This window comes from Providencia sp. Je.9.19 (genome assembly GCF_051129765.1).
Taxonomy (GTDB): Bacteria; Pseudomonadota; Gammaproteobacteria; order Enterobacterales; family Enterobacteriaceae; genus Providencia.
This window is the reverse complement of sequence record NZ_JBCPSS010000001.1, coordinates 1,328,641-1,354,857: the sequence shown is the minus strand read 5'-3', so window position 1 is coordinate 1,354,857 and position 26,217 is coordinate 1,328,641. Positions and strand designations below refer to the sequence as shown.

The window sequence follows — 26,217 nt, the reverse complement described above, 5'->3', positions numbered from 1 at the left end:
CTTTTTAGTTTCAAAGTGTGGGCAAGTTAACAATTATTTTTGTACCGCCTTGAGTTGTCAGTGTCCAGTCGCCGCCTAGCGCTCGAATGCGTTCTTCTATTCCACGTAAACCAAACCCGCTGGTTCGCTTGCTAAATGGAATGCCAACTCCATTATCATTAACAATTAGCTGTATCGAGTCACCATACTGTTCTAGTGAGATTTGGATTTGTGTCGCTTTGGCATGCTTACTAATATTATTTAATAACTCTTGGACTAAACGATAAAGGGTAAACAAAATGGTTTCATTTGCAGGGGTTTCTTGTAAACCATAATGAAAATCACATTGAATATTATTTTCCTCAAATGAAAATTCAGCAATAAGGTGTGTTAGCGCTTTTTCAAGTGACATCTCATTGAGTACGGGAGGGCGGAGTTGACGCAAAAGTTGACGAGTAGATTGATGGATTTGTTGAGCGAGTTCATTAATTTGGCTTGCAGCTTGGTTACTGAGAGTGTCAGTTGCTGTTTTTTTGACAAGCATTGACTGAATCTGAATCGCAGTAATATTTTGTCCAATTTCATCGTGTAACTCACGGGCAATGGCTTTTTTAATATCTTCTTCGGTATGTACTAACTGGCGCATTAGGTCACGGCGAGCTTTTAATTCTTGCTCTAAACGTTGTCTGTATTGTTGTAAGTTACCCGCTAACTGTTTTTGACGACTAATCGCTATTCCAAGGCCAATCCCAATGAGTGCTTGAGTACTTAAAAACATTTCAAGCTCTTGTAAATCGGCAAAGGCACCATGAAATTGACGTGCAAAAGTAATAATTAAGCTACCAAGTAAGGCAGACAGCACGCCACCTTGCCAACCATAGCGATAAGCCATAAAAACATTGGGAATGAAAACAAGTAAAATAATGAGCCGTTCAATTTCGGGTGCAAAAAAAACTTGGGCGCTGAGGCCAACAACAAAAAAGAGAAAGCACCAAACAATCAAAGAGGTGCGTAGTTGTTTATCTGATGTCCCGTAATCAAGTAACATTTGATAATGCTGTTCATGGAGATATTCATAAATGAGATAAACAAATGGTGATAAAAGTATTCCACCCGTAAATGTCGTTAAGAATAACTGGCTGATAGAAAATTGAGAGAGCCAACTGAATAAAAGGGCGTGGAGTACGCTATTTGCAGCAACTCCCGCTAATAGTAGTAGCAGACGTTGCCAATATAGTGTGTAACGCCACCAAATATGCTGAATGATGAATGCAACACATAAGCTCAGTAAAGGGGATAGCAAGAGTATAGGTTGCGTTAACAATTGTTCTTCTGCTAGCCAATAATTTAGCAAACCCTCACAAAGCAGTAATGTTGGCCAATAGCGGCGCCATAGAATAATCATCAGGGCCAGTCTCAGGCCTTGAGGTAAAAATAAGGTTGCTTGAAAGCTATTTTGACTCAGGTAAAAGCCAATAATCCACAACCCAATCCAAATTAATGAGTAGGTGAAAAGTAGAAAAATCGACTGTAATAGCAAACGAGTGCTTTTAGTCATCAATAGCGACCTTCAGGGGAGTGATTTACCGTGAAATGAGATTATGTTCTAAGGCATAGTGAACAAGATCAATCGTATTTTCACATTGTAATTTTCCTAGCACATTGGCGCGGTGCACATGTATTGTTTTATGGCTGAGATTTAACTGTTCAGCAATTGCTTTGACGCTCAACCCTGCAATTAATAAATTAAAAACTTCTTTTTCCCTTGGCGTGAGTTCTTGCATTCCTTGCTTTTGTTGTGGTGAATGTCGTAGGGCTTTCATTGCATCGGAGCACAGGTAGCACCCTCCTTGATGAACTGAGCGAACGGCTTGAACTAATTCTTCTGGGCCACAGCGTTTGGTTAAATATGCGCTTGCGCCGGCATCTAATGCGCTTTGCACAAAGGCTGGAGTGTCATAGATACTCAAAATGATGGTTCGAAAATCAGGTTTTTTTTGACGTAGGCGTGTTAGCAGTTGTAATCCGTTTTCATCAGGCATTGAAATATCCATAATCGCGACATCAATATCAAGACTAATCAAGTTAGGCCAAGCTTCTTGCGCATTGGCATATTGTCCAACAATGGCGATATCAGATTCTAAGGTTAATAACTGTGCGAAACCGGAACGTACAACAACATGGTCATCAATAAGTGCTATTTTTATCATTTATTATTGTCTGATGAATAAGGTATTTATTAAATCTTATATCAATATAAGAAGAGATAAGCTAGAGAGATAGTTTAGAATTCTGACCTGTATCTGCTAAATATATTTTGCTTTCAATCGGCTAGGGGAATGGGGTATGTATTGGGTTGATGCTAACAATAGAGTTAGACATGACACCCTCATGATGATGAGGGTGAGGGGCTATTTAATTAAAGTGGTAATACTTCAATAATATAATGGTGTGCATTTGTATTGATAATACGATTGATTTTAAGACTGGCTAAGGTAAGTAATTGGCTAAATTCTATCGCAGTACGTTCCCCTGCATCTGCAGACAGATTTGTACAAATTAACCCCAGTTCATGCCCAAAATAAGGTTGGTCATCTTCAGTGATAATATTTTCAATCAATAACAGTTTGGAAGAGGGGGACATGGCTTGGCGAATTGTTTTAAAAATTTGTACTGTTTGTTCATCTGACCAGTTATGACTAATGTACTTTAACAAGTAAATATCGGCTTCAGGACATTCTTCAAAAAATGAGCCGGGTTGAACGCGCCAGCGAGTATTATCACCAAGTAAATGAAGTATATTTTTAGCGAGTACATGCTTTCTATCAAATAAAATACCGTTAGTTGTTGGATTTGTTTTTAACACTTCAAGTAATAGTCCTCCAAATCCACCAGCAATATCAGCAATGGTTATGTTTTCTGGGAAATCATAGCTTTTTACGATGTAATTATTTTCAATCTTTGAAAGCGAGGACATACCTTCATGAAATCCGTTGGGGTTATCATCATTTTTTTCCCAATAATCGTAGAAAGATTCTTTAAATCGATTTGTAAAAACGGGTTTGCCGGCTGCCATGTCGCTTAATTCATACAATGTCATCCAAAATGTTTTATCAGTCATCATTAAAATAGCTTGGCGAACAGAGTAAGGGTGGTCGCTGAGTAAAAATTCAGCGGAAGGGGTTAATGCAAAACCTTCACCTTTTATCGTTTTAAATATGTTTCGTGTGGCTAATAAACGTAATATTTGTTTAATGATAGGAGCTTGAGTATTTGTTTCTAAAGCTATCTGCTGAGCCGTTTTGGGGCCTGTCTTTAAGATATCGGCAAGATTTAAAATCACGGCGGCACGTAAAGCTGCCTGATATGTATACCCCGTCGCTTGTTCTATAACATGTAGCCCTGCATCAATATTGCCAGGATTAGCCTCTATCGCTAATGAATTATTCATCGTTTTACCTATTGGTGGGTTTTAGTGAGGTGTTATATTTAAGTATCTGTATCTATTTTTAATTTTCAAATTAATATTTATTACTGTTAAATATTAAATAATATATTCAATGCATTGATTTTTAATTAAAATTCCAAATTATTTTAATTTTACTTTAGATGATAATCATTGAAATTAATTAATTTTATTTATATTTTATGCTTAAGGTAGCATCAGTAATCTGTATGTTGGGGGGATTATTTTGATAGCTGTATAAAATTAGCGACAAACACGATATTCCTTGTCTCTAAAAGGCGACATTTATCTTATTGATAAGTAAGAGTTTTAAAAATGAGTAATATGAGTGTCTTTAATAAGAGACAGTTAATCAGGATTTGAGGGGGCCTTTATCAAAAGAGATATAGGTTTAAATTAGGATTAAATTAAAAATCGTTATTTATCAGCGAAGTAAAATTTATATTGAAAAGTTGGCACGGGTTGTGCATAATAATATTCAGTTGCTCATTCAATTTATTATGTAGGTCCAAGATTAGTTGGGTACATACCACATAAAGCAAGAATGATGCCGAAGTAAGGTGCCTACCGTCCAACACTACAGATATTTGTCTTCGGGCTTTATCAAACACAGGACGACACGTTGAGTGAGGCGCCACCTATCTAACTATAGATAATTGTATCTAAATAGGTAGATAGCAAGTTAGATAAGACGTCGCTGGCGGAATAGGGGTAATGCTCTATTCCGCCTTCCTATTTTGTTGTCCGTCATACTTCAGGCTATAGCTGTGTTGGCTTCATTCAGCTATCCGAGTCACATACTTGTGTATGCTTTCTCGGCTATCATCATTCGCTACCTTTGTCCGTCATACTTCAAGCTATAGCTGTGTTGGCTTCATTCAGCTATCCGAGTCACATACTTGTGTATGCTCCTCGGCTATCATCATTTGCCGCCTTGCTATAACTTGAATTATTTAGGACAACTATATTATTCAAAATCATTCAAAATCATTCAAAATCATTCAAAATCATTCAAAATCATTCAAAATCATTCAAAATCATTCAAAATCATTCAAAATCATTCAAAATCATTCATGTCCCATATTAAATGTATTTGTTTCTATTATCGTTATCTACTCTACTGAAATTATTGTACTTTTGGTTTGAATATTGGCACGTTCATTGCTGTAGATATGATTATTCAAATACTTTGGATAACAGAACGATTAATCAACTTTCCGCGAAGGGCTGAGTTCTGCTACCATTGAAATACGTTTAATAGGTATGAGATGAATGTATTGAGTAAATGGCGGCTTTTCCCGCGATCCTTGCGCCAATTAGTTATGATGGCATTTTGGTTGGTTTTGTTACCCCTGTTGGTATTAGCTTATCAGGCATATCAAAGCTTAGAACAACTAAGTAACCAAGCGGCGAACATTAATAAAACTACACTTCTTGATGCAAGGCGCAGCGAGGTGATGAGTAGTCTTGCGCTGGAAATGGAGCGCAGTTATCGACAATACTGTGTTTTACAAGATGCAGCACTGAAAAATCAATATCAAAAACAGTTTGCTGACTACACGCAAATGTTTGAGCGGCAAAAAACAATCCTACCTCGAACCTCTGATACTTCGACACTTACAAAAAATCTTGAATTACTTGCGCAGGTGAATTGTGAAAATAATGAACCGACAAAACAAGTGACGGTGGCGCTCGAACAATTTTCAACTGCAAACGCATATCTTGTTCAAGAAACTCGTGAAGTGATTTTTAGTCGCGGCGAACAACTTCAAAAAGCGATTGCTAATAAAGGTCAATTGTTTGGCTGGCAAAGTCTCATTTTATTCCTATTAAGTGCTTTATTAGTGACGTTATTTACGCGAATGATTATTGGGCCAGTTAAAGCAATTGAACGTATGATTAATCGCCTTGGTACCGGAGGGTCACTGGCTAATAATTTAGAGCGATTCAAAGGCCCTAGAGAGCTGCGCACTATTGCTCAACGTATTATTTGGTTAAGTGAACGTCTGGAATGGCTCGAATCCCAACGCCACGAATTTTTGCGTCATATTTCTCATGAGTTAAAAACGCCGTTAGCCAGTATGCGTGAAGGAACTGAATTACTTGCGGATGAAGTAGCGGGGCCATTGACTAGCTCGCAAAGAGAAGTGGTTGAAATACTCGATAACAGTAGTAAGCATCTTCAGCAACTTATTGAACAGTTACTTGACTATAATCGTAAGTTAGCGGATGAACCTCCAGAAGCACAACATATCGATTTGAAAAAATTAATCGAAGATATTGTTAACGCACATAATTTACCCGCAAGAGCTAAAAATATTAAAACAGATATTCGTTTAAAAGTTGAACATTGCTTTGCTGAACCCACCTTGCTTGGGCGTGTTATTGATAATATCTACTCCAATGCGGTGCACTATGGCGGCGAATCAGGTAATATTTGGATCTCTAGTCGTAGAACAGACAATAAACTGCTTATAGAAGTGGCAAATACGGGCACACCAATACCTGAATCTGAACAAAACATGATTTTTGAACCGTTTTATCAAGGCTCTTTACAACGAAAGGGCGCGGTTAAAGGGAGTGGTTTAGGGCTTAGCATCGCACATGATTGCATTAAGCAAATGGGTGGTGAGCTATCGCTGGTGCCGAATAAACTCGCTGATGTCTGTTTTAGAATTGAATTGCCTTTAACTGTTGAGAATGAATAACAATGTTAAATAGGTCTATAGATTTTCTGGCAATGCTGCGCGATAAAGCATCGTCGAAGAGAAATAACACATTAATAAGTCACGCTATTTCGTTAAATTCAACGCGTACAGCGGTACATTTTTCAGTATTTCTATTTGCTTTTATTTTAACGGGATGTGTTGCTAAAAATGGGCAATCACCACTTGAAACCTTAGCTCAAGTGGTTGTACCTGAAATAAAAGTGACTGACTATCGTTATGCATCATGTGATTCGATTTGGAATAATGAACAGCCAAATGCTTTAGAGAATGCGCTATTTTGGTTACGTATGATGGACTGTGCCGATAGAACGGAAACCCAACAAGCACGTAGTGATGCGAATAAAATTGAGGCTAATAATTGGTCAAATGTCTTTGAGCAAAATATTTTATTAAATTCTGCGGATCCTTCCATTGCTGAACGCCGTAAAATGCTTGATAACATTAATGCCTATAGTTTGAATTTTCCAACGGCGATACGCCCGCTATTGCAATTATGGCGTGAGCAGCAAGTGCAAATTATTAATTTGGCTGAGGCCAATGCTCGCTATAAACGATTACAGCAAGATACTGATGCAAAGATGGATCGTTTAAGAGAAGAAAATGCAAAATTAACTTTTGAGCTGAATACTATTTCTCGTAAGTTAGAAAATTTGACGGATATTGAACGCCAGCTCTCTTCACGCAAACAAAGTAGTAATGAAACTGAGAAAGAAGTTGAGAACTCAGTGGATAATACGAATTCAGTCGCGCTTGAAGCGGAAAAACCAAAAGAAGTTATTAGTGAGTCGAAAGAAGTCATTAACGAAGTGAAAGAAAAAAATCAATCGGAGAATAAACGCAATGACAAGCCGTAAGTCAGCGAATTTACTATTGGTTGATGATGATCCTAGCCTGCTGAAGTTGCTAGGTATGCGTCTAAGCAGTGAAGGATTTAGAATTGTTACCGCAGAAAGTGGTCCTGAAGCACTAAAGATTTTACAAAAAGAAAAAATTGATTTAGTGATTAGTGATTTACGGATGGATGAAATGGATGGCATGGCGCTATTTGATGAAATTCAAAAAGCCCATCCCAATATGCCTGTTATTATCTTGACTGCACATGGTTCAATTCCTGACGCTGTTGCTGCAACTCAACGAGGTGTATTTAGTTTTTTAACTAAGCCAGTTGATAAAGATGCACTTTATAAAGCAATTGATGAAGCATTAGCATTATCTTCAACGCCAATAGGTGACGAAGAATGGAGCATGGGCATAGTGACTCGTAGCCCATTGATGATCCGCTTATTAGAGCAAGCCCACATGGTGGCGCAATCAGATGTTAGTGTTTTAATTAATGGGCAAAGTGGAACAGGTAAAGAAGTTTTAGCGCAAGCTATTCACAAGGCGAGCCCGCGAGCAAGAAAACCCTTTATTGCAATAAACTGTGGCGCTTTGCCAGAACAATTACTTGAATCCGAATTATTTGGCCACGCTAAAGGGGCTTTTACCGGAGCTGTCAGTAATCGTGAAGGGCTATTTTTTGCGGCGAGTGGTGGAACACTATTTTTAGATGAAATCGGTGATATGCCGATGGCATTGCAAGTAAAACTTTTACGTGTTTTGCAGGAGCGCAAGGTGCGCCCATTAGGCAGTAATCGCGATTTGGATATTGATGTACGTATTCTTTCGGCAACACATCGTAATTTGCCTAAAGCGATGGAAAAAAATGAATTTCGTGAAGATCTTTATTACCGACTGAATGTTGTTAACTTACGCATTCCGGCGCTGAATGAAAGAGCTGAGGATATCCCATTATTAGCTAATCATTTACTACGTGAGTCAGCGATACGTCACAAGCCTTTTGTTCGCAGTTTCTCCAGTGATGCGATGAAATGTTTGATGACGGCAACTTGGCCAGGAAATGTGCGACAGTTAGTTAACGTCATTGAGCAATGTGTCGCATTGACGACTTCCCCTGTGATTAGCGAAGCATTAGTTAGCCAAGCATTACAAGGTGAAAATACGGCACTACCGACTTTTGTTGAAGCGCGTAATCAATTTGAATTAAATTATTTGCGTAAATTATTACAAATGACTAAAGGCAACGTCACACAAGCGGCTCGAATGGCCGGACGAAACCGGACCGAGTTTTATAAATTACTTGGGCGACACGATTTAGAAGCAAATGATTTTAAAGAATAATATTTTTAGAATTAACGACACCCCTAAAAATACTTCGGGAGAAGAAATACCTTATGAGCCGTAAGCTTAATATTTCACTTGCTCAATTGAATTGGTTAGTTGGTGATATTGAAGGCAACTGCGACCGTATGTTGCAAGTTGTTAAAGAACAAGAAAAAAACACCGATATTGTCATGTTTTCAGAGCTGGCTCTTACCGGCTATCCGCCTGAAGATTTAATTTTTCGTGGTGAATTTGAGCTACGTTGCTTAATGCAATTAGATCGTTTGCAGCGTGCCAGTATGCAAACCGCAATTATTGTCGGTCATCCGTGGTATGAAGATGACCAAATTTATAATGCATTGTCATTTTTCTATCAAGACAAGCTAGTTGCACGTTATTTTAAGCAAGAGCTACCAAATTATGGTGTTTTTGATGAGCCGCGCTATTTTACCGCTGCCGAAGATACTTGTGTGATTGATTTCAAGGGCTATCGTCTAGGTTTGTTGATTTGTGAAGATATTTGGTATGACGAGCCAGTTGATGCAGTAAAAGGTGCAGGCGCTGAATTATTACTCACCATTAATGCGTCTCCTTTTGATCTTAATAAAGAACATATTCGCAGTGACTTACTTGTTGATCATTGCCGACGTACGGGTTTGCCTATTGTTTATCTTAATCAAGTGGGTGGACAAGATGAGTTGGTTTTTGATGGCGGCTCAAAAGTGTTGGCAAATAAAGGTAAGCAAGTCTATCAGTTAGCTGAATTTGAAGAACAAATTGCAACTGTTCAATTTGAAGAGCTAAAATTGGTCACGCAAGACAATAGTGCTCCTGAAATGTCTTCTATTGCGCAAGTCTATCAAGCTTTAGTTATGTCCACGCGTGACTATATTAATAAAAATGGTTTTAACGGCGCAATTTTAGGATTATCAGGTGGTATAGATTCAGGCTTAACCGTTGCGATTGCAGTCGATGCGATTGGTAAAGAGCATGTACAAGCCGTGATGATGCCATTTCGTTATACGGCAGAAATGAGTATTCATGATGCAAAAGAGCAAGCAGAGTTATTAGGTGTTGAGTTTGATATCGTTTCCATTGAACCTATGTTTGATGCCTTTATGGCACAACTCGAACCTTTGTTTGAAGGAACCCAAGTCGATACTACTGAAGAAAATTTACAAGCTCGCTGTCGTGCCGTCATTTTAATGGCAATGTCTAATAAGCGCCGCCGTATTGTATTGACGACTAGTAACAAAAGTGAATCAGCAGTCGGATATTCAACATTATATGGTGATATGGCTGGTGGTTTTGATGTACTAAAAGATGTGCCAAAAACACTTGTCTTTGAACTGGCTAATTATCGTAATACACTATCGCCAGCTATTCCACAGCGTGTGATCGATAGGCCACCATCAGCAGAGCTAGCGCCTGGACAACTCGACCAAGATAGCTTGCCACCATACGATATTCTAGATGCGTTATTAGAAGGTTATGTTGAAAAAGATTTATCTGTGGATCAGCTGATTAAATTAGGTTTTGATGAAGCCACCGTGCGTCGTGTTGTGCGTCTTGTTGATATTAATGAATACAAACGTCGTCAGGCGCCTGTAGGACCACGGATCACCATGCGTAACTTTGGTAAAGATCGTCGTTATCCGATCACCTCAGGTTTTGGCCGTAAAAACTGGTCATAGCAGGAATATTTATGAAAAAAATTGATGCAATTATAAAGCCATTTAAACTTGATGATGTTCGTGAAGCATTGGCAGAGGTTGGAATTACGGGTATGACCGTGACTGAAGTGAAAGGTTTCGGTCGTCAAAAAGGCCACACTGAGTTATATCGTGGTGCAGAGTACATGGTTGATTTTTTACCGAAAGTTAAAATCGAAATTGTGGTGCCTGATGATATCGTCGAAAACTGTGTTGAGACGATTATGCAAACAGCACAAACCGGTAAAATTGGTGATGGTAAGATTTTTGTCTACGATGTAACTCGTGTTATTCGTATTCGTACCGGTGAGCAAGACGAAGAAGCGATTTAATTATTAAAGAAAAAGTGGTAACGGTATAAATACACAGGAATGGGATTTTGTACCGTTAATTTAATTTCGAATTACAGAGTTACCTGTAACTCAAAATATTAACGATAAATGTATTTAGTATGCGAACCCGTTACCACGAAATAAAGTATCGATTTTTACTGTTGATAGCTTAATATCAGTGAAGTGGTAATACTTTATGAGGCCCAAAACACTCATAATGAATATTATTGGCCGCTACTCCCATCTCTATAAGCTGTTTTCCAATATGCTGCATAAAGCCGACAGGCCCACAGAAATAAAATTGCATATTGGGCTGCATTACCCACTCTTTAACCTGCGTTAAATCCATCAGTCCACTATATTGATAATCGAAGCTCGCTTTATCATTTTCACGAGGTTGATTAAACCAAATAGCACTATGACCATTTTGTTGAGCGGTCATTAGCTTACTGACTTCATGGCTAAATGCATGAACAGCACCATTTTCAGCGGCATGAAGCCAATTAACGGTCGCTTGATGTGCTTGTTCAGTTAAATAATTAAGCATGCTTAGCATAGGGGTGAGACCTACACCTGCGGAGATTAATGTCACAGGTGTTTGTGCATCGATATCGATAAAGAAATCACCACAAGGAGGCGCTAAGTGAACAGTATCTCCTTGATTAAGTTGCTGATGTAGTAAACTCGATACTGCACCTTGATCTTCTCGTTTTACAGCAATTCGATAGCTTTTTCCGTTAGGTGCTGTTGTGAGTGAATATTGACGTATTTCTTGATTGTCTAAACTCTCATGATTGATATAAATGGTGAGATACTGACCAGGGCGATAATCCGCAACAGGCTTGCCATCGACAGGCACAAACTCAAAGCTAGTGATAACATCACTTTGTAACTGTTTTGAATGAAGGCGAAATTCACGCAATCCTTCCCATCCACCTGTTTTTTCTTCATTTTGTTGGTAGATATCTTTTTCTCGATTAATAAAAATATTCGCAAGTACACCGTAAGCTTCGCCCCATGCATCTAAAGCATCTTGTCCGGGATTCAATAACTCATCAATTGCTGCGAGTAAGTTTTCTCCCACAATTGGATAATGTTCAGGTTTGATATTTAGGCTAACGTGTTTTTGGGCAATTTTTTCTACCGCAGACATCAGTGCTTCTGGTGTTTCAATATTGACAGCATAGGCGCAGATTGCATTAAACAATGCTTCTCGTTGGTCACCATTTTTTTGGTTGGTCATATTAAAGATATCTTTTAGTTCAGGGTGCTGCTTAAACATTCTGTCATAAAAGTGAGCGGTAAGTTTTGGTCCTGTGGCGACAATGGCAGGAATAGTTGATTTAACAATGGCGATAGTTTGGCTATTAAGCATACAGGTGCTCCTGAATTTTTTTCATTATATGATGAAATTATAAACATGCATTTTAAATACAACTTATAATATTTAGTGAAATATGTAAATAGCTTGCTATCGAAAATCTTTGGGGAATAGCCACATATTGAGAGGTGGTTAACAAAAGCAGAGAATAATGCGTTCAAAATTTAAATATAAGCTATTTTATAGGGAAGTGCTTTAAGGTAACTTTGGGTTAAAAAATTAATGCAAACGTTTGCGTGATTTTTTCTTTAGGGCTATCTCAACAGCGAAAAAGAGTTTACACTAAGCGCTATTGCTATGAATTTATTGTCAACATATTGAATTGCTGAGGCAGGAGAAGCGAATGTTAAAGCGTGAAATGAATATTGCAGACTATGATCCACAATTATGGAAAGCGATGGAACAAGAAGTTGTCCGTCAAGAAGAGCACATTGAATTAATTGCTTCTGAAAACTATACCAGTCCACGAGTTATGCAGGCTCAAGGTTCTCAGCTAACCAATAAATATGCAGAAGGCTATCCGGGCAAGCGTTATTATGGCGGTTGTGAATACGTTGATGTCGTAGAGCAATTAGCGATTGACCGTGCAAAAGAATTATTTGGTGCAGATTACGCAAACGTACAACCACATTCTGGCTCACAAGCCAATGCAGCGGTTTACATGGCGCTATTACAACCGGGTGATACCGTTTTAGGTATGAACTTAGCGCAGGGTGGTCACTTAACTCATGGTTCGCCAGTTAACTTCTCCGGTAAATTGTATAATATCGTGCCTTACGGTATTGATGAAAGCGGCAAAATCGATTACGACGATATCAAAGAGCAAGCTGAAAAACATAAACCAAAAATGATTATTGGTGGTTTTTCTGCATACTCAGGTCTGGTTGACTGGGCTAAAATGCGTGAAATCGCAGATAGCATCGGTGCATATTTGTTTGTTGATATGGCGCACGTTGCAGGCTTAATTGCCGCAGGTGTATATCCAAACCCAGTTCCACATGCACATGTGGTGACAACGACGACACATAAAACTTTAGCAGGCCCACGTGGTGGCTTAATCCTGGCTAAAGGTGGCGATGAAGAGTTATATAAAAGAATTAATTCAGCGGTATTCCCAGGTTCACAGGGCGGCCCTTTAATGCATGTGATTGCAGGTAAAGCGGTTGCACTGAAAGAAGCGATGGAGCCAGAGTTTAAAGTTTATCAGCAAAATGTTGCTAAAAATGCAAAAGCTATGGTTGCTGTTTTCCAAAAACGCGGTTATAAAATTGTCTCTAATGGTACTGAGAACCACTTATTCTTAGTTGATTTAGTTGATAAAGATATTACCGGTAAAGATGCAGATGCTGCACTTGGTCGCGCTAATATTACAGTTAACAAAAACAGCGTACCAAACGATCCTAAGAGCCCATTTGTGACCTCTGGGGTACGTATTGGTTCTCCTGCAATTACTCGCCGTGGCTTTAATGAAGCAGAAGCCGCTGAGCTAGCCGGCTGGATGTGTGATATTCTAGATAACCTCAATGATGAAGCGACCATTGAGCGTGTTAAACAGAAAGTATTAACCATCTGCAAAAAACACCCAGTCTACGCATAATAGACATTAATCGTTACCGAAACCCGCTTCTACATTTTGTATGAGCGGGTTTTTTGTATTTAAAATAAGGGAGGAATGATGGTAATTCCATCAACACGCTGGCTAGCTATTGATTATTTTACCTACTTTTTTGCTTATAGTATTTTTCTGCCTTTTTGGTCTATTTGGCTAAAAGGAGAGGGTATTGATGCAGAGATGATTGGTGTTTTACTTGGAATAGGGTTAGGGGCTCGTTTTCTGGGGGCGATGTTTATTACCCCGTTAGTGAAAGAACCTTCAAAACTAATTATTGCACTAAGAATATTGGCGGTACTCTCTTTTATTTTTTCTGTTGGTTTTGCTCTGGGTTCTCATTGGGCATGGCTTCTGTTTGTTATGATAGGTTTTAACTTATTTTTTGCACCTATGGTGCCGCTTGGTGATTCATTGGCCGGCGCATGGCAAAAGCAATTTACTTTTGATTACGGCAAAATACGCGTTTGGGGATCGATAGCTTTTATTATTGGTTCTTCATTAATGGGGTATTTAGCTGGAGTTTGGGGGCATAAATCCATCATGGTGGCGTTAGTCATCAGTTGTGCCGCCTTACTGGTCAGCACCTTGTTAAGACCCGCAATTATGCCTTCTGGTGCCACGAAGGTAGAAGGGCAAGCTAAAGTCTCTGTTAAGCAATTAATTGCTGATAAAAATGTAGTTAGGTTTTTAATCTGCGTATCCCTACTGCAAGGGGCTCACGCAGCGTATTATGGTTTTGCTTCGCTATTTTGGAAAGAAGCGGGTTACTCAGATTTAGTGATTGGTAACTTATGGTCTCTGGGTGTTGTTGCGGAAGTGATTGTTTTTACATTAAGTCATCGTCTATTTCGGCGCTGGAGCGCCCGCAATTTGCTACTACTTTCTGCATTTTGTGGGATTGTACGTTGGGGATTGATGGGGGCATTTACGGCTTTACCTGTTCTGATTATTGTCCAAATTCTACACAGTGGTACTTTTACCGTCTGCCATTTGGCCGCAATGCGTTTTATCAGCGCGCGCAAAGAAAGTGAAATTATTCCATTACAGGCCGTTTATTCTGCATTAGCCATGGGCGGTGGATTAGCCATATTGACTATTGTTGTTGGATTCATTTATGAACGAGTGCCAACTCATCATGGTATTGTATTTTATTTAATGGCGTTATTGGCAGTGCCAGCTTTGTTTATCCGACCAAAAGTGACTGCACAGGTTTAAATCATGTTGTTAACAACAAATGGGCAGCTTAACCGGCGACCTGTTTGTTGTTAATCATAGTTTTATAGGTAATAAAGTCACCTCTATCATCAATATAGATAATAACAATATTTGTATTGGATAGGTTTTTATAATTAATTTTGTGAATGGAAAATGGCGCCACCATCAAGCTTTTTGCTATGGGGGTCGATTGATTATTTTCCATATACAGTTCAGAAATATTTAAAAAGTATGGGCTAGGGTTATTTATATTTAGAGATTGATTCTCTGAATAGAATTTAACCTTATTTATTATGTTTTCAGGTTTTTCAGTTAACTCTATTGGGTGATAGAATAATTTAATGCGTGTTTGTAGCGCGAGTTGTAATACGTTTAGATTGGTTTTATTTTTGGGTTTTGGTGAAATATCGAGTACGTTTAAATAAAAAACAGATTCACGATCTTTCGGTAGTCCATCGCCAATATATTGAATCCGTATTTGTGAGCCTTCATTAGCTGATATTTTAGATATAGGGGGAGTCACAATGAAAGGGGCATTGGTTGTTTCGGGGGTCGAATCAATATTTCCTTCATCAACCCAGCTTTGTGTTAAAGCTGACTGTTCACTATGATTTACCGCCTGAATGCTGATTGATTTCCTATCGCTAGGAAAAACCAATCGAGTTCCTTGAAGTACAATACTTGCACTCACTTGTATGCTAACTAGTTGAAGCACCAGTATTGTTATAACTTTATTAATCGTTAGCATATATCCCTCATTCTTAATTATATGACATAACAACAGTTGCAGTGCTGGATATGCGCCCTTGAGTAATACTACTTGCATTATATGGGTAATAATAAGCCCCCATATTAATGGCAAATGAAGGGGATATTGGACTACCTTTTGTCACATTAAAAATATCGGTTGCGCCATTTCGTATTGTAATACTGTCTGAGAGTGTTAGGGGAGCATTGATGTTATCGGCTTTAACTAGCCTAAAGCCTACCCCTGTAGCTCCTTGGCTTGCGGTATTATTCAGCACAGTTTTATCTGTAGAGAGTAAATTAGCACTAGATAAAAACATCGAAACATCGCGAGAAGCATTGCCTCCGCTAAGAAAATCTTGGCAAGTAAAATTGAGCGTAAAAGGGGTATAACCTGCTCGGGGGGTATTTTTTGCTGCTGTTATGCTAACCGGAGGAAGTGTAACTACAAGTCCTTGATTCACAAAGTTACAAGTTGTTAGAATTGGATTGTAAGTTATTGATATAGGCTGTAAAAAAATATCATCTGGATCAGACGGCCATTGTAGTGTTAATAAAAAAGTAATTAGTTTGCTGACAATATTGAGTAACCATTGAACGATAGTTAATGACGATGCATCTGATGCAAGTACAACAGGTGTGATAGTGATAAAACTACCGGTCACTTCTTTATAATTAGTGCTTGGCTTGCTATCTACTAAGGTAAATTTGATTGTGAAATTAGAATCAAGATCAGATGCGGGGTGGCTACCTGTGGTGATATCTGTCACTTGGTTTTTTTCTAAGGCAGTCACCGTAATCGAAACAAATTGTTTTCCGCCATTAAAGCCGATAGTTGCTATTCTGCCTTCAAATGGGGATGCAATACCAACAGCGTTTGGAAATAATCCTCTCGCCGTACAGGTAAATGTACCTGGGTAAATGGTTCTGCTATTTTTTATTACTGTGGTTGATGTGCTAGTGAGTTCTGTGGATAAATCGAATGAGAGTGCTGGAGCTGTCACCGTAGAAACTGGCCTACAGCTTGCTGATGCATATTGGCTCATCGCTAACAGAGCAGATATTAGAAGCGCAAGTGTTATCTTTTTCATTGCTTTTTCCTTTATCGACAGAAGTTACGGTTTTTAGTCATCGTATTAATTGGGTTATTGATGACGCACTCATTTTTACCATTAGGACCAAGTTTGATATGCAAGCTAGAAGGTAGCTGTTCACCTTTTAAATAAAGCACGCCTGATTGCCCAACATAACCAATGCTTTGTTGTTGGTTATCAGTGACTTCTGTACCAAAGGGTAAACTATCTCCATTAGCAAGAGATGCTCTTAATAAATAAGTTTGGCGGGTATCGGTTTCTAGTTTGATATAGTTAACGGCACCTTGATAGGGACTGACATTTCCCATATTTCCTATAACGTCAGCACCTGAGGTGGTATCTGTATCGGAAAGCGTATAAGTATTGGTTCGATAAGGTGTTGAATTTGCAAGCAGAACGACGCCTTGCTGGTTAGTCAGTGCAGTTTTATCGGAATTGACCATCATATGGTTCGCCATTGGAGCATCAATAATGGTGTAGGTTTGCCCTGTTTCCCCTGAAAAAATAATATGTTCAGGGATGGCGATAACAGTTCCTCTCGCCCCTAACCCTGCTTGTCGGTAGTTATTAGCTTCAGTATAAGACCCTGACACTGTACTGTATGGGTGCTTATAACTGATATTAGTCCCAATTAAATTATTTCCGCCTGTTTGGTTTGTTGCCGTAACGGTATAATTTATTTGGTCATTTCTACCGGTAATTCCACTCAGACTCATTGCAGTTTGCTGATAGTGTGCATCAGTAAAATAAGTCCCCATACTGATGTTGGCACGCTTCTCAAATAGATCTATGGGGACGTTGATATTCACGTAATAGCGAGTTTCTTCATTGTTATCATTATTGCGAATGCGAGAAGCTGACAAGCTGTATGAAATATCATTAAAATTATTGGAATAACCTATTTGATACTCTCGGCTATTACCGTCTGTATTCCAGTAATCACGATGAGTGCCTGAAACAAAAATAGAACCTAATTCATCACTTAATCGTTGGTTTAGATTGATAGTAAAGGTGTTTTTAGCGCGTGAACCCCGCAATGCATCGAGGTTTGTTAATGACAAATCAGTACTGTTGTTATTATTAGGTTGATTAGAAAGCGCTTCTTGATAATTTTTCCAAGCTTGGTAATTATCATGGGAATATATTGAATCAATAAAACTATAGTAACCGCTAGTCGAATAGCGGTAAGTCGCAATCGATAAATTTGTTGAAGTGGCATTAATGTATTTGCTATAGGCTAAGCGGTAGCTTTGTCCATTTTTGTCACCTGAATCAAGTTGGGTATTAGCATGGGTTACATCAGCTGAAATTGCACCAAAACTGAAATTCCATCCACTTCCAATCACCGCTGAATGATAATTTTCACTCATGAGTGCACCAGTGTACAGAGTGACTAAATTATTTAAACCGTAATGAATTTCACCTTGGACAAATTTCGGTTGATAGTGCGTATTATCAATTTTAGTTTGCCCCGCTAATACATTGTAATTATAAATACCTTCTTTAAGCATGTCAGGGACTGTGGAATAAGGAATGGTAAATGATTCAGTGCGCCCATCAGCTTCTTGAATACTGACCGATAAATCGCCGCTACCTGCACTTGGTTGAATATCATCGAATAAAAACTCACCCGGCGGTACATTTTCTTGAAAAACTAAATTTCCATTTTGATAGACACTGACTAGCGCGTTTGTTTGAGCAACTCCTCTAATCACTGGTACAAAATTTTGGCTTGAATTTGGTAACATTCCCATTTCGGTTGCCATAGCGATACCTCGGATACGAATGCTATTAAAAAGGGCCGCCGGTGTATAGAAATCACCGATTTTTAACCCAGAATTAATTGTGCTAATCGGTCTGTAGGCATAACGCGTATTATTTTTCCATTTTTTTTCGCCATGGCTACTATCGCTATAATTAGATTCATCTCTAAATTGCCAAGCACCTAAATTAACACCTGAATTTAGAGTGGCATAAAAGTTATCATTATTAATTTTTTGGTTTTTCTTTTCTTTATAACTATAGTAATTAGCATTATAAGCAAAAATAATAGCGGGAAGTCCATAATTCCAAAGGCTAGGGTCCACATAGCTTGCGTCGGATTGTTTCACTGCAATTTGAGGAACTGAAATATTGAGCTGTAGATCATTCACGTTAAGTTTGTAATGAACATTTGAAACTAAATCATCAATAGGAACCCACTGTGTTTCCTTTGATTGCTCCAAAACCGTAGCTGCTAAATTTAAACCTAGCTTTTGAATATCATTAGCAATAAGACTAATTTTTTTTCCATTATCCTCTACATCAACAAGAAATTGACCTTTCCATGATTGATTAACATAAACATCGACAAGTTGTTTACCTGATGGAATATTGCTATCCATGGTGAATCGTGAAATATCTCCTTGTGCAGATTTTCCAACCAATAAGGAAGTTTCAAATTCATCCGCTATAGAATTTTTTATATTACTCTGTAACCCTATTAGGATTAGAATATAGAGATAGTTTTCTTTTTTCACGATGATTTCTTCTTTTAAAGTTTGATATCTTTGTATTTGAAAACACCATAATCATCAACGTAACTAATAGTAATATTATTATTTTTTAATTTATTTTTTAATGGAATTTCTTGGCTTGATAATGGCGCAATCATTGCTGAATCAACGAGCGAAATATCTTTATTTTCATTTGTTGTTATTGACGCTAAAGTAAAGTGATATTGAGAGTTATTTTTTACTAAGACAGTATTATTAATTAATTTAAAAATTACTTTTTCAATAGACTCACTAGGTAATTCAGTTAATCCTTTTGGACGATAAAATAGTTTAATTCTTGAACGTGTTGCTAACTGTATGGCATTTTTTCCTTTTGCTGCATCAGCAGTTTTCGGTATATCTAGTACATTAAGATAAAATACACTTTCAACATTATCAGGTAGCTGGTTTTCCATCTTTTTAATCTTTAATTGTTGCCCTTGTGATCCTTCAATTTTTACGATGGGCGGATAAAGATAAAAGGGAGAATCAGATGTTTCAGGGGTAGAATCTATGTCTCCGTTGTCTATCCACGATTGAACCAAGGAAGATGTCTTACTGTTATTTGCTAACTGTATAGTCACGCTATCAATATCTTCAGGATAAATTATTCGAGTGCCTGTAATGACTACATTAGCGAGCACATATTGGGAAAATAAAATCCCTATTAGGAATAACAAAAAGTTTTTCATAATTAATACCCACAAAAAAGTCAGACTCATATGAGTCTGACTTTTAAAGTTAGAGATAAGATACAGTATAAATAACATTTGACTGTAAAAGACCTACTTTTGCAGCGGCGGTATTCGTTTTGTAATAACTCGCAATCAAGTTTAAAGTTTCACTATTAGGTGCGGCTAGATTACCAGCAAGGCCAGTATCAAATACTGTATTTAGTGGAATAGCGACAGTTGGGGTTGCCGTTTTGGATAAACTAAAGCCTACGTTCTTAGCTACAGTTGTATCATTTTCATTCACTGAAGTATTTACTAAATATAATCCGGACGATGAGATATTGCTGGAAGAATAAAAATGAACTTTCAGATTGCTTGCAGGAAGTCCTGCTGGAGCGCAATCAGAAAATGTTAATGAAAATTGTTTTTGATTTTTCGTAATTACTGAATTGGCCGTAGTTCCCGCATCTGTAATAGTTATTGGATCTAATACAATGGTAAAGTCAGCGCTATTACCACCATTGATGGTACAGGTTGTGTCACTAATTGCTCCAGAAAGTGAAATGACGCCACCAGCACTATTTGTTATTGCAAGTGCTGAGCCTGATATAACAGTTAAAGAAAGTAATGAAAGACGCAATATATATCTAGACATAGTTAACCCCATTAATGTTAGGGAGTAGAATATAAGTTCATATGTTTTTAAGTCAATAGACTGAGTGAATAGTCAGTCTTATTTGATGTTAGATATAGTTTTAAATTATTTCAAATATAAATTTAAAAAATAATTAATGAGATTTGAGTCTTTTTTATCTTTATGAAAATTATTATTTTTATTTTTTAAAAATAATTTTTATATTTTTGACTTACTCGTTCTGTTTGTTATTTATTTTAATTGATAACGATATGAAACTTTATTTATTTGTTTATTTATGTGAGTGTAATTATTGTTTTTATCAGTGTCGTTATTGTTTTTTTTGAAATTAGTTTGGTTAATTTTTTTTAGTTTTAAATTAAATTTAATTATTAACTGAATTTTAATAAATAAAATTATTGATTAATTGTTGGATGATATTTAACCATGTGAATATCAGCTAAAATTAGATTGGTTGAGTTGTTTATACTGAATTGCAATATCAATTAAATGATTTTTCGTGAATAGGTTATAAAAAAGGTTATTAAGGGAGAATTAAAGAGATGCTGATATCTTTTCAGCACCTCTTTTGATTTGATTAGCGTTTTAGCGCTTCAGATAATTCGTCTTTCATGACATTCAAAATGTCACGAACAATACGTGGGTTACCTGCAATGATATTACCAGAAGCCAAATAATTATGGTTACCAACGAAGTCTGTCATAATACCGCCAGCTTCACGCAAAATAAGTTCTCCGCCTAAGAAATCCCAAGGCTTCAACCCAATTTCATAGTAAGCATCGACACGGCCAGCTGCAACATAGCATAAATCAAGTGCTGCAGAACCTGTACGACGGAAATCTGCACATTTTTCGAACATCTTATTCATGATATTCATAAATGGTGCGGTATGTTGTTTATGTTTGAATGGGAAACCAGTGGCAATGATTGTACCGTCAAGATCGCGAGTTGCTTCAACACGTAAGCGGTAGCCGTTAAGTTGAGCACCCTGGCCACGTACTGCGCTGAATAATTCGTTACGCATAGGGTCATAAACAACAGCAACCTCTGTACGGCCTTTGACGCGTACGGCGATAGAAACTGCAAAGTGAGGTAGACGTTTTGTGAAGTTAGTAGTGCCATCCAGTGGATCAATTACCCATTGAGTATCATCATCTTTACCTAATAATTCACCACTTTCTTCTGTGATGATAGTGTGATCTGGGTAAGATTTGCGAATGATATCAATAATAAGTAACTCAGATTCTTGGTCAACGTTAGTCACGAAGTCATTGACGCCTTTTTGAGTCACTTTAATGTTGCTTGGCATTTCATAGTTTTTTGCTATGTGATTACCGGCCTTACGTGCAGCACGTATGGCAATATTAAGCATTGGATGCATGGGCTTTTTCCACTGGAATGTTAAAGAACGAAAAACTTGAGTGCGCGGATTATATAGATGTTCGTCACAATAAGCAATTTTGTGTTAAACTATGCCGATAAATTTTTCATAAAAAATGTGTAAACCATGTTAGATAATATTCGTATCGTTCTTGTTGAAACCTCACACACTGGCAATATGGGCTCTACAGCCCGTGCAATGAAAACCATGGGGCTTTCTAATCTGTATTTGGTCAATCCACTTGTTCAACCAGATTCACACTCAATAGCGCTTTCAGCAGGGGCGAGTGATGTTATTGGTAATGCGACAATCGTAAATTCTCTCGATGAAGCCTTAGAAGGTTGTAAATTAGTTATAGGGACAAGTGCGCGTTCTCGTACACTTTCTTGGCCGATGGTTGAGCCTCGTGAGTGTGGAGTAAAAGCGGTCAATCAGGCTAAAGAGTCTCCTGTCGCGATTGTTTTTGGCCGTGAGCGTGTTGGGCTAACCAATGAAGAGCTGCAAAAGTGTCAATATCACCTTTATATACCAACGAATCCTGAATATGGTTCGTTAAATTTAGCGATGGCAGTGCAATTAGCCAGTTACGAAATTCGTATGGCTTATTTGGCATTGGATGAAAAAAATACGGTAAAATCAGAAGATGATGAGGTAGAATATCCGCCATCAGAAGATGTTGAACGTTTTTATGTTCATCTTGAAAGTGTATTAAATGAATCTGGCTTTATTCGTAAAGCTCACCCAGGTTTAATTATGAGTAAATTGCGACGTCTCTTTACCCGTGCACATATTGAAACACAAGAGCTACATATTCTTCGGGGTATTCTGACTTCAATGGAAAAATGGGCGAAAAAGTGAGGCTAAAACCGTGAAATAATACTTGAGTAAATTAGTCAGGTAAATAGTTGACTAAATTAGTCAGGAATGACACAATTGTTTCATATTTTACCACGGAGCATTATGCTATGAGACTCACTTCCAAAGGGCGTTACGCAGTAACTGCGATGCTAGATGTCGCGTTACATTCTCAGACTGGCCCAGTACCTTTAGCTGATATTTCTGAGCGTCAGGGAATCTCCCTCTCTTATCTTGAGCAACTTTTCTCTCGATTACGTAAAAACGAACTCGTTTCTAGTGTCCGTGGACCCGGTGGCGGTTATCTCCTTGGTAGAGAGCCCGATCAAATTTTTGTTGCACAAGTTATTGCTGCCGTTGATGAGTCTGTCGATGCAACTCGTTGTCAAGGTAATAAAGAAGGCTGCCAAAATGGCGACCGTTGTTTAACGCATGCTTTATGGCGTGACTTGAGCGATCGAATTACCAGTTTCCTCAGCAGCATCAGTCTTGATGAGCTAGTAAAAAATCAAGAAGTGATGGTCGTTGCTGATAGACAAGATAATGAAAAGCGTAAAACAATGCCTAACGGTATTACGCTTGATTCTATTATTAATGTACGTGCTTAATTAATCTGTTTTTTATTGTTTAAGCTATAACATTGCTGTTTTATTCGTGAGTTATGGCTATCTAACATAAGTTGTAGTTTGAATTATTGGTAACAGATTTAAATTAATTGATATACAAAATATAACAAATTGCAGTCGATACAAAAAGTGGTAGGAATTTGCATAAATAGCTGATTTCACCCAGTATCTTTAGAAAATTAAAGGCAAGTCATCTTGACCTTTGGAGTATGTGAGCAATGAAATTACCAATTTATCTCGATTATTCAGCAACGACGCCAGTTGATCCTCGCGTTGCTGAAAAAATGATGCAATGTCTAACAATGGATGGGATTTTCGGTAATCCGGCGTCTCGTTCCCACCGTTTTGGTTGGCAAGCAGAAGAAGCCGTTGATATTGCACGTAACCAAGTTGCGGAATTAGTCAATGCTGACCCCCGTGAAATCGTATTTACATCAGGTGCAACTGAATCTGATAACCTAGCGATTAAAGGTGCTGCTAATTTCTATAAAAAGAAAGGTAATCATATTATTACCTGCAAAACTGAGCATAAAGCCGTTTTGGATACTTGTCGTCAATTAGAACGAGAAGGTTTTGAAGTGACTTATTTGGCACCTCAAAGTAATGGTTTGATTAACCTGAAAGATTTAGAAGCTGCTATTCGTGACGAAACCATTCTAATTTCGATTATGCATGTTAATAACGAAATTGGTATTGTTCAGGATATTAGCGCTATTGGTGAATTATGCCGTAGTCGCGGTATTATTTTCCATGTGGATGCTACTCAAAGTGTTGGTAAATTACCGATTGACCTTGCAACATTAAAAGTTGATTTGATGTCATTCTCTGCGCATAAATTGTACGGACCTATGGGGATTGGTGCATTATATGTGCGTCGTAAACCACGTATTCGTCTTGAAGCGCAGCAACACGGTGGCGGTCATGAACGTGGTATGCGTTCAGGTACTTTACCGGTTCACCAAATTGTCGGTATGGGTGAAGCATATCGTATTGCAAAAGAAGAAATGGCTGAAGAGTCCATACGTTTGCGTGGATTGCGTTTACGTTTATGGAACGGTATTAAAGATATTGAAGAAGTTTATCTCAATGGTGATTTAGAAAATGGAGCCCCTCATATTCTAAATGTAAGCTTCAACTATGTTGAAGGCGAATCGTTGATGATGTCATTAAAAGATTTAGCCGTATCATCAGGCTCCGCTTGTACTTCCGCAAGCCTCGAACCTTCTTATGTACTTCGTGCTTTAGGGATGAATGACGAACTCGCTCACAGTTCAATTCGCTTCTCCTTAGGTCGCTTTACGACAGAAGAAGAAATTGACTATGCAATCACATTGATTCATGGCGCAATTGACCATTTACGCGCGCTTTCTCCTTTATGGGATATGTTCAAAGAAGGCGTAGATATCAGTAGTATCGAATGGTCTCACCATTAATCAGATGATTTCAGGAGTTTAAAATGGCTTACAGTGAAAAAGTTATCGATCATTATGAAAACCCACGTAACGTTGGTTCATTCGACAATAGTGATCCAAGCGTTGGCAGTGGAATGGTAGGTGCACCTGCTTGTGGTGACGTCATGAAATTACAGATTAAAGTAAATGATGCCGGTATCATCGAAGATGCACGTTTTAAAACCTATGGTTGCGGTTCAGCTATTGCATCAAGTTCACTAGTGACAGAGTGGATGAAAGGTAAAAGTTTGGATGAAGCAGAGTCAATCAAAAATACAGCGATTGCAGAAGAGTTAGAATTACCACCAGTGAAAATTCACTGCTCAATTTTAGCTGAAGATGCGATTAAAGCTGCTATTGCAGATTACAAAAGCAAACGCCAAAGTAAATAACGTATATTAGCTTATATGGGTTGCTAGCATAAATGCGATAAAAAATAAAAACATGCAGCTCAGTAACTGGTAACTATACTCAAAACAATTCAAGTTTCATGTCTGCGCTTATAGCGGTGTAATTTGAAGTATAAAGAGTGATAATAATTTAAAGGCGGATGCTGCATAATAGCGGGCATCTGCCTTATTTGTTTTAAATGTGAGGTTCGCAATGTCTATTTCTCTTACAGAAAGTGCAGCGCAACGTATTCAATCTTTCTTGCAAAACCGTGGTAAAGGTGAAGGATTACGTTTAGGTGTAAGAACTTCTGGTTGTTCAGGTATGGCTTATGTACTTGAGTTTGCTGATATAATCAATGAAGAAGATACCGTTTTTGAAGACAAAGGTGTGAAAGTTATTGTTGATGGTAAAAGTATTGTTTACCTTGACGGTACCGAGCTGGATTTTGTTAAAGAAGGCTTAAACGAAGGATTTAAATTTAATAATCCTAACGTAGGCAGCGAATGCGGATGCGGTGAAAGTTTTCACGTATAATCCCTTCTAATTAGCATAATTTTCGACCAATATATCTAAGGTAGCTAAATAAATTATTGCTCAGTGATACACAATGAGTGAATCTTTAATTAGCATGATAAAAAGACTAATTTTATCATTAGATTAGCTGTATTGGTCAATGGTTCGAGATATTGAGCACTTATGGATTACTTTACTCTTTTTGGACTAAGCCCTAACTATACTCTTGATAACGAACAGCTAACGCGTCGCTTTCAAGATTTACAGCGTCAGTATCATCCCGATCGTTTTGCGACCTGCTCTGAGCAGGAGAAAATGCAATCTCTTCAACAAGCTGCAACTATTAATGCGGCGTATCAAACTCTTCGTCACCCACTTAAACGCGCAGAATACATGCTTTTACTTCAAGGCATCGATATCAATAATGAACAACATACAATGCATGATACGGCATTTTTGATGGAGCAATTGGCGCTGCGAGAAGAACTTGATGATATTGAGAATAGCTCAAAAGTGCTTGAGTTATTGACTATATTTATAAAAAACGTCAAACAGATGCAGCAAACACGTAGTGCCTTAATGGTGACTCAACTCAACGCCATGGATTGGGAGCAGGCTGCCGATACCGTACGCAAATTACGTTTTCTCGATAAGTTACAGCAACAAGCTGAGCAGCTCGAAGAACGGTTACTCGACGATTTTTAA

General features: G+C 38.0%; 23 protein-coding genes. 13 read left to right on the top strand and 10 right to left on the bottom strand.

The genetic code is table 11. The features are described 5' to 3' along the window. Positions 1-10 precede the first annotated feature (10 nt). From AAZR93_RS06250 to AAZR93_RS06240, 3 genes are all read right to left on the bottom strand, one after another. Positions 11-1,537: an MASE1 domain-containing sensor histidine kinase gene (locus AAZR93_RS06250; RefSeq protein WP_336431046.1), complete on the bottom strand. Its 1,527-nt coding sequence runs from the start codon at positions 1,535-1,537 to the stop codon at positions 11-13. A gap of 25 nt (positions 1,538-1,562) precedes the next feature. Then, on the bottom strand, positions 1,563-2,189 hold the full coding sequence (locus AAZR93_RS06245) for a response regulator (protein ID WP_434719265.1): 627 nt from the start codon (positions 2,187-2,189) through the stop codon (positions 1,563-1,565). A gap of 209 nt (positions 2,190-2,398) precedes the next feature. Beyond that, complete coding sequence (locus tag AAZR93_RS06240; RefSeq protein WP_434719264.1) at positions 2,399-3,430, bottom strand: methyltransferase; 1,032 nt, start codon at positions 3,428-3,430, stop codon at positions 2,399-2,401. A gap of 1,283 nt (positions 3,431-4,713) precedes the next feature. Between AAZR93_RS06240 and AAZR93_RS06235 the strand changes: the two genes are divergently transcribed. From AAZR93_RS06235 to glnB, 5 genes are read left to right on the top strand one after another with little or no spacing between them, the layout of a single operon-like run. Beyond that, positions 4,714-6,153, top strand: coding sequence for a sensor histidine kinase (locus tag AAZR93_RS06235; RefSeq protein ID WP_434719263.1), 1,440 nt, complete (start codon positions 4,714-4,716; stop codon positions 6,151-6,153). 2 nt (positions 6,154-6,155) lie between these two features. Further along, positions 6,156-7,028, top strand: a complete 873-nt coding sequence (qseG, locus tag AAZR93_RS06230) for a two-component system QseEF-associated lipoprotein QseG (RefSeq protein WP_434719262.1) — start codon at positions 6,156-6,158, stop codon at positions 7,026-7,028. Further along, complete coding sequence (gene glrR, locus AAZR93_RS06225; protein ID WP_294110576.1) at positions 7,015-8,355, top strand: two-component system response regulator GlrR; 1,341 nt, start codon at positions 7,015-7,017, stop codon at positions 8,353-8,355. Before qseG ends, glrR begins: the two co-directional genes overlap by 14 nt. Positions 8,356-8,408: 53 nt before the next feature. Further along, entirely contained in the window at positions 8,409-10,031 is a 1,623-nt protein-coding gene (locus AAZR93_RS06220) for an NAD+ synthase (protein ID WP_294110577.1), read from the top strand. Positions 10,032-10,042: 11 nt separating this feature from the next. Then, positions 10,043-10,381 carry a nitrogen regulatory protein P-II gene (glnB, locus tag AAZR93_RS06215; RefSeq protein WP_294110578.1) on the top strand — a complete coding sequence of 113 codons (339 nt, stop codon included), beginning with the start codon at positions 10,043-10,045 and terminating at the stop codon, positions 10,379-10,381. Between the two features lie 175 nt (positions 10,382-10,556). Here the strand turns inward: glnB and hmpA are convergent, their stop codons facing one another. Further along, positions 10,557-11,756, bottom strand: coding sequence for an NO-inducible flavohemoprotein (gene hmpA, locus AAZR93_RS06210; RefSeq protein WP_434719261.1), 1,200 nt, complete (start codon positions 11,754-11,756; stop codon positions 10,557-10,559). Between the two features lie 349 nt (positions 11,757-12,105). On the opposite strand from hmpA, the gene glyA reads away from it, so the two are divergent. Both glyA and AAZR93_RS06200 read left to right on the top strand, forming a co-directional pair. Continuing rightward, positions 12,106-13,359: a serine hydroxymethyltransferase gene (glyA, locus tag AAZR93_RS06205; RefSeq protein WP_294110580.1), complete on the top strand. Its 1,254-nt coding sequence runs from the start codon at positions 12,106-12,108 to the stop codon at positions 13,357-13,359. Between the two features lie 78 nt (positions 13,360-13,437). After that, positions 13,438-14,589, top strand: coding sequence for a 3-phenylpropionate MFS transporter (locus tag AAZR93_RS06200; protein ID WP_434719643.1), 1,152 nt, complete (start codon positions 13,438-13,440; stop codon positions 14,587-14,589). Positions 14,590-14,617: 28 nt separating this feature from the next. Here the strand turns inward: AAZR93_RS06200 and AAZR93_RS06195 are convergent, their stop codons facing one another. The 6 genes from AAZR93_RS06195 to suhB form a co-directional block, all read right to left on the bottom strand. Next, positions 14,618-15,337, bottom strand: coding sequence for a fimbrial biogenesis chaperone (locus AAZR93_RS06195; protein ID WP_434719260.1), 720 nt, complete (start codon positions 15,335-15,337; stop codon positions 14,618-14,620). Positions 15,338-15,350: 13 nt separating this feature from the next. After that, positions 15,351-16,427 (bottom strand): fimbrial protein, encoded by a 1,077-nt coding sequence (locus AAZR93_RS06190; RefSeq protein ID WP_434719259.1) that lies wholly within the window; start codon positions 16,425-16,427, stop codon positions 15,351-15,353. 11 nt (positions 16,428-16,438) lie between these two features. Continuing rightward, positions 16,439-18,949 (bottom strand): fimbria/pilus outer membrane usher protein, encoded by a 2,511-nt coding sequence (locus tag AAZR93_RS06185; protein ID WP_434719258.1) that lies wholly within the window; start codon positions 18,947-18,949, stop codon positions 16,439-16,441. 14 nt (positions 18,950-18,963) lie between these two features. Further along, on the bottom strand, positions 18,964-19,656 hold the full coding sequence (locus AAZR93_RS06180; protein ID WP_434719257.1) for a fimbrial biogenesis chaperone: 693 nt from the start codon (positions 19,654-19,656) through the stop codon (positions 18,964-18,966). A 49-nt stretch (positions 19,657-19,705) separates the two neighbouring features. Next, positions 19,706-20,293, bottom strand: a complete 588-nt coding sequence (locus tag AAZR93_RS06175; protein ID WP_434719256.1) for a fimbrial protein — start codon at positions 20,291-20,293, stop codon at positions 19,706-19,708. A gap of 577 nt (positions 20,294-20,870) precedes the next feature. Further along, positions 20,871-21,674 carry an inositol-1-monophosphatase gene (gene suhB / locus AAZR93_RS06170; RefSeq protein WP_294110591.1) on the bottom strand — a complete coding sequence of 268 codons (804 nt, stop codon included), beginning with the start codon at positions 21,672-21,674 and terminating at the stop codon, positions 20,871-20,873. Positions 21,675-21,800: 126 nt separating this feature from the next. On the opposite strand from suhB, the gene trmJ reads away from it, so the two are divergent. From trmJ to hscB, 6 genes are all read left to right on the top strand, one after another. Next, entirely contained in the window at positions 21,801-22,532 is a 732-nt protein-coding gene (gene trmJ / locus AAZR93_RS06165; RefSeq protein ID WP_336431048.1) for a tRNA (cytosine(32)/uridine(32)-2'-O)-methyltransferase TrmJ, read from the top strand. Between the two features lie 107 nt (positions 22,533-22,639). Further along, on the top strand, positions 22,640-23,137 hold the full coding sequence (gene iscR / locus AAZR93_RS06160; protein WP_294110596.1) for a Fe-S cluster assembly transcriptional regulator IscR: 498 nt from the start codon (positions 22,640-22,642) through the stop codon (positions 23,135-23,137). A gap of 236 nt (positions 23,138-23,373) precedes the next feature. Continuing rightward, entirely contained in the window at positions 23,374-24,588 is a 1,215-nt protein-coding gene (locus AAZR93_RS06155; RefSeq protein ID WP_294110599.1) for an IscS subfamily cysteine desulfurase, read from the top strand. Between the two features lie 23 nt (positions 24,589-24,611). Then, on the top strand, positions 24,612-24,998 hold the full coding sequence (gene iscU / locus AAZR93_RS06150; RefSeq protein ID WP_294110601.1) for a Fe-S cluster assembly scaffold IscU: 387 nt from the start codon (positions 24,612-24,614) through the stop codon (positions 24,996-24,998). Between the two features lie 211 nt (positions 24,999-25,209). Then, complete coding sequence (gene iscA, locus AAZR93_RS06145) at positions 25,210-25,533, top strand: iron-sulfur cluster assembly protein IscA (protein WP_294110603.1); 324 nt, start codon at positions 25,210-25,212, stop codon at positions 25,531-25,533. Positions 25,534-25,695: 162 nt separating this feature from the next. Continuing rightward, positions 25,696-26,217 carry a co-chaperone HscB gene (hscB, locus tag AAZR93_RS06140; protein ID WP_294110604.1) on the top strand — a complete coding sequence of 174 codons (522 nt, stop codon included), beginning with the start codon at positions 25,696-25,698 and terminating at the stop codon, positions 26,215-26,217.

Coding starts and splice junctions, on each gene's coding strand:
- AAZR93_RS06250 (WP_336431046.1), bottom strand. CDS start 1,537: ATGACTAAAAGCACTCGTTTGCTATTACAGTCGATTTTTCTACTTTTC.
- AAZR93_RS06245 (WP_434719265.1), bottom strand. CDS start 2,189: ATGATAAAAATAGCACTTATTGATGACCATGTTGTTGTACGTTCCGGT.
- AAZR93_RS06240 (WP_434719264.1), bottom strand. CDS start 3,430: ATGAATAATTCATTAGCGATAGAGGCTAATCCTGGCAATATTGATGCA.
- AAZR93_RS06235 (WP_434719263.1), top strand. CDS start 4,714: ATGAATGTATTGAGTAAATGGCGGCTTTTCCCGCGATCCTTGCGCCAA.
- qseG (WP_434719262.1), top strand. CDS start 6,156: ATGTTAAATAGGTCTATAGATTTTCTGGCAATGCTGCGCGATAAAGCA.
- glrR (WP_294110576.1), top strand. CDS start 7,015: ATGACAAGCCGTAAGTCAGCGAATTTACTATTGGTTGATGATGATCCT.
- AAZR93_RS06220 (WP_294110577.1), top strand. CDS start 8,409: ATGAGCCGTAAGCTTAATATTTCACTTGCTCAATTGAATTGGTTAGTT.
- glnB (WP_294110578.1), top strand. CDS start 10,043: ATGAAAAAAATTGATGCAATTATAAAGCCATTTAAACTTGATGATGTT.
- hmpA (WP_434719261.1), bottom strand. CDS start 11,756: ATGCTTAATAGCCAAACTATCGCCATTGTTAAATCAACTATTCCTGCC.
- glyA (WP_294110580.1), top strand. CDS start 12,106: ATGTTAAAGCGTGAAATGAATATTGCAGACTATGATCCACAATTATGG.
- AAZR93_RS06200 (WP_434719643.1), top strand. CDS start 13,438: ATGGTAATTCCATCAACACGCTGGCTAGCTATTGATTATTTTACCTAC.
- AAZR93_RS06195 (WP_434719260.1), bottom strand. CDS start 15,337: ATGCTAACGATTAATAAAGTTATAACAATACTGGTGCTTCAACTAGTT.
- AAZR93_RS06190 (WP_434719259.1), bottom strand. CDS start 16,427: ATGAAAAAGATAACACTTGCGCTTCTAATATCTGCTCTGTTAGCGATG.
- AAZR93_RS06180 (WP_434719257.1), bottom strand. CDS start 19,656: ATGAAAAACTTTTTGTTATTCCTAATAGGGATTTTATTTTCCCAATAT.
- AAZR93_RS06175 (WP_434719256.1), bottom strand. CDS start 20,293: ATGTCTAGATATATATTGCGTCTTTCATTACTTTCTTTAACTGTTATA.
- suhB (WP_294110591.1), bottom strand. CDS start 21,674: ATGCATCCAATGCTTAATATTGCCATACGTGCTGCACGTAAGGCCGGT.
- trmJ (WP_336431048.1), top strand. CDS start 21,801: ATGTTAGATAATATTCGTATCGTTCTTGTTGAAACCTCACACACTGGC.
- iscR (WP_294110596.1), top strand. CDS start 22,640: ATGAGACTCACTTCCAAAGGGCGTTACGCAGTAACTGCGATGCTAGAT.
- AAZR93_RS06155 (WP_294110599.1), top strand. CDS start 23,374: ATGAAATTACCAATTTATCTCGATTATTCAGCAACGACGCCAGTTGAT.
- iscU (WP_294110601.1), top strand. CDS start 24,612: ATGGCTTACAGTGAAAAAGTTATCGATCATTATGAAAACCCACGTAAC.
- iscA (WP_294110603.1), top strand. CDS start 25,210: ATGTCTATTTCTCTTACAGAAAGTGCAGCGCAACGTATTCAATCTTTC.
- hscB (WP_294110604.1), top strand. CDS start 25,696: ATGGATTACTTTACTCTTTTTGGACTAAGCCCTAACTATACTCTTGAT.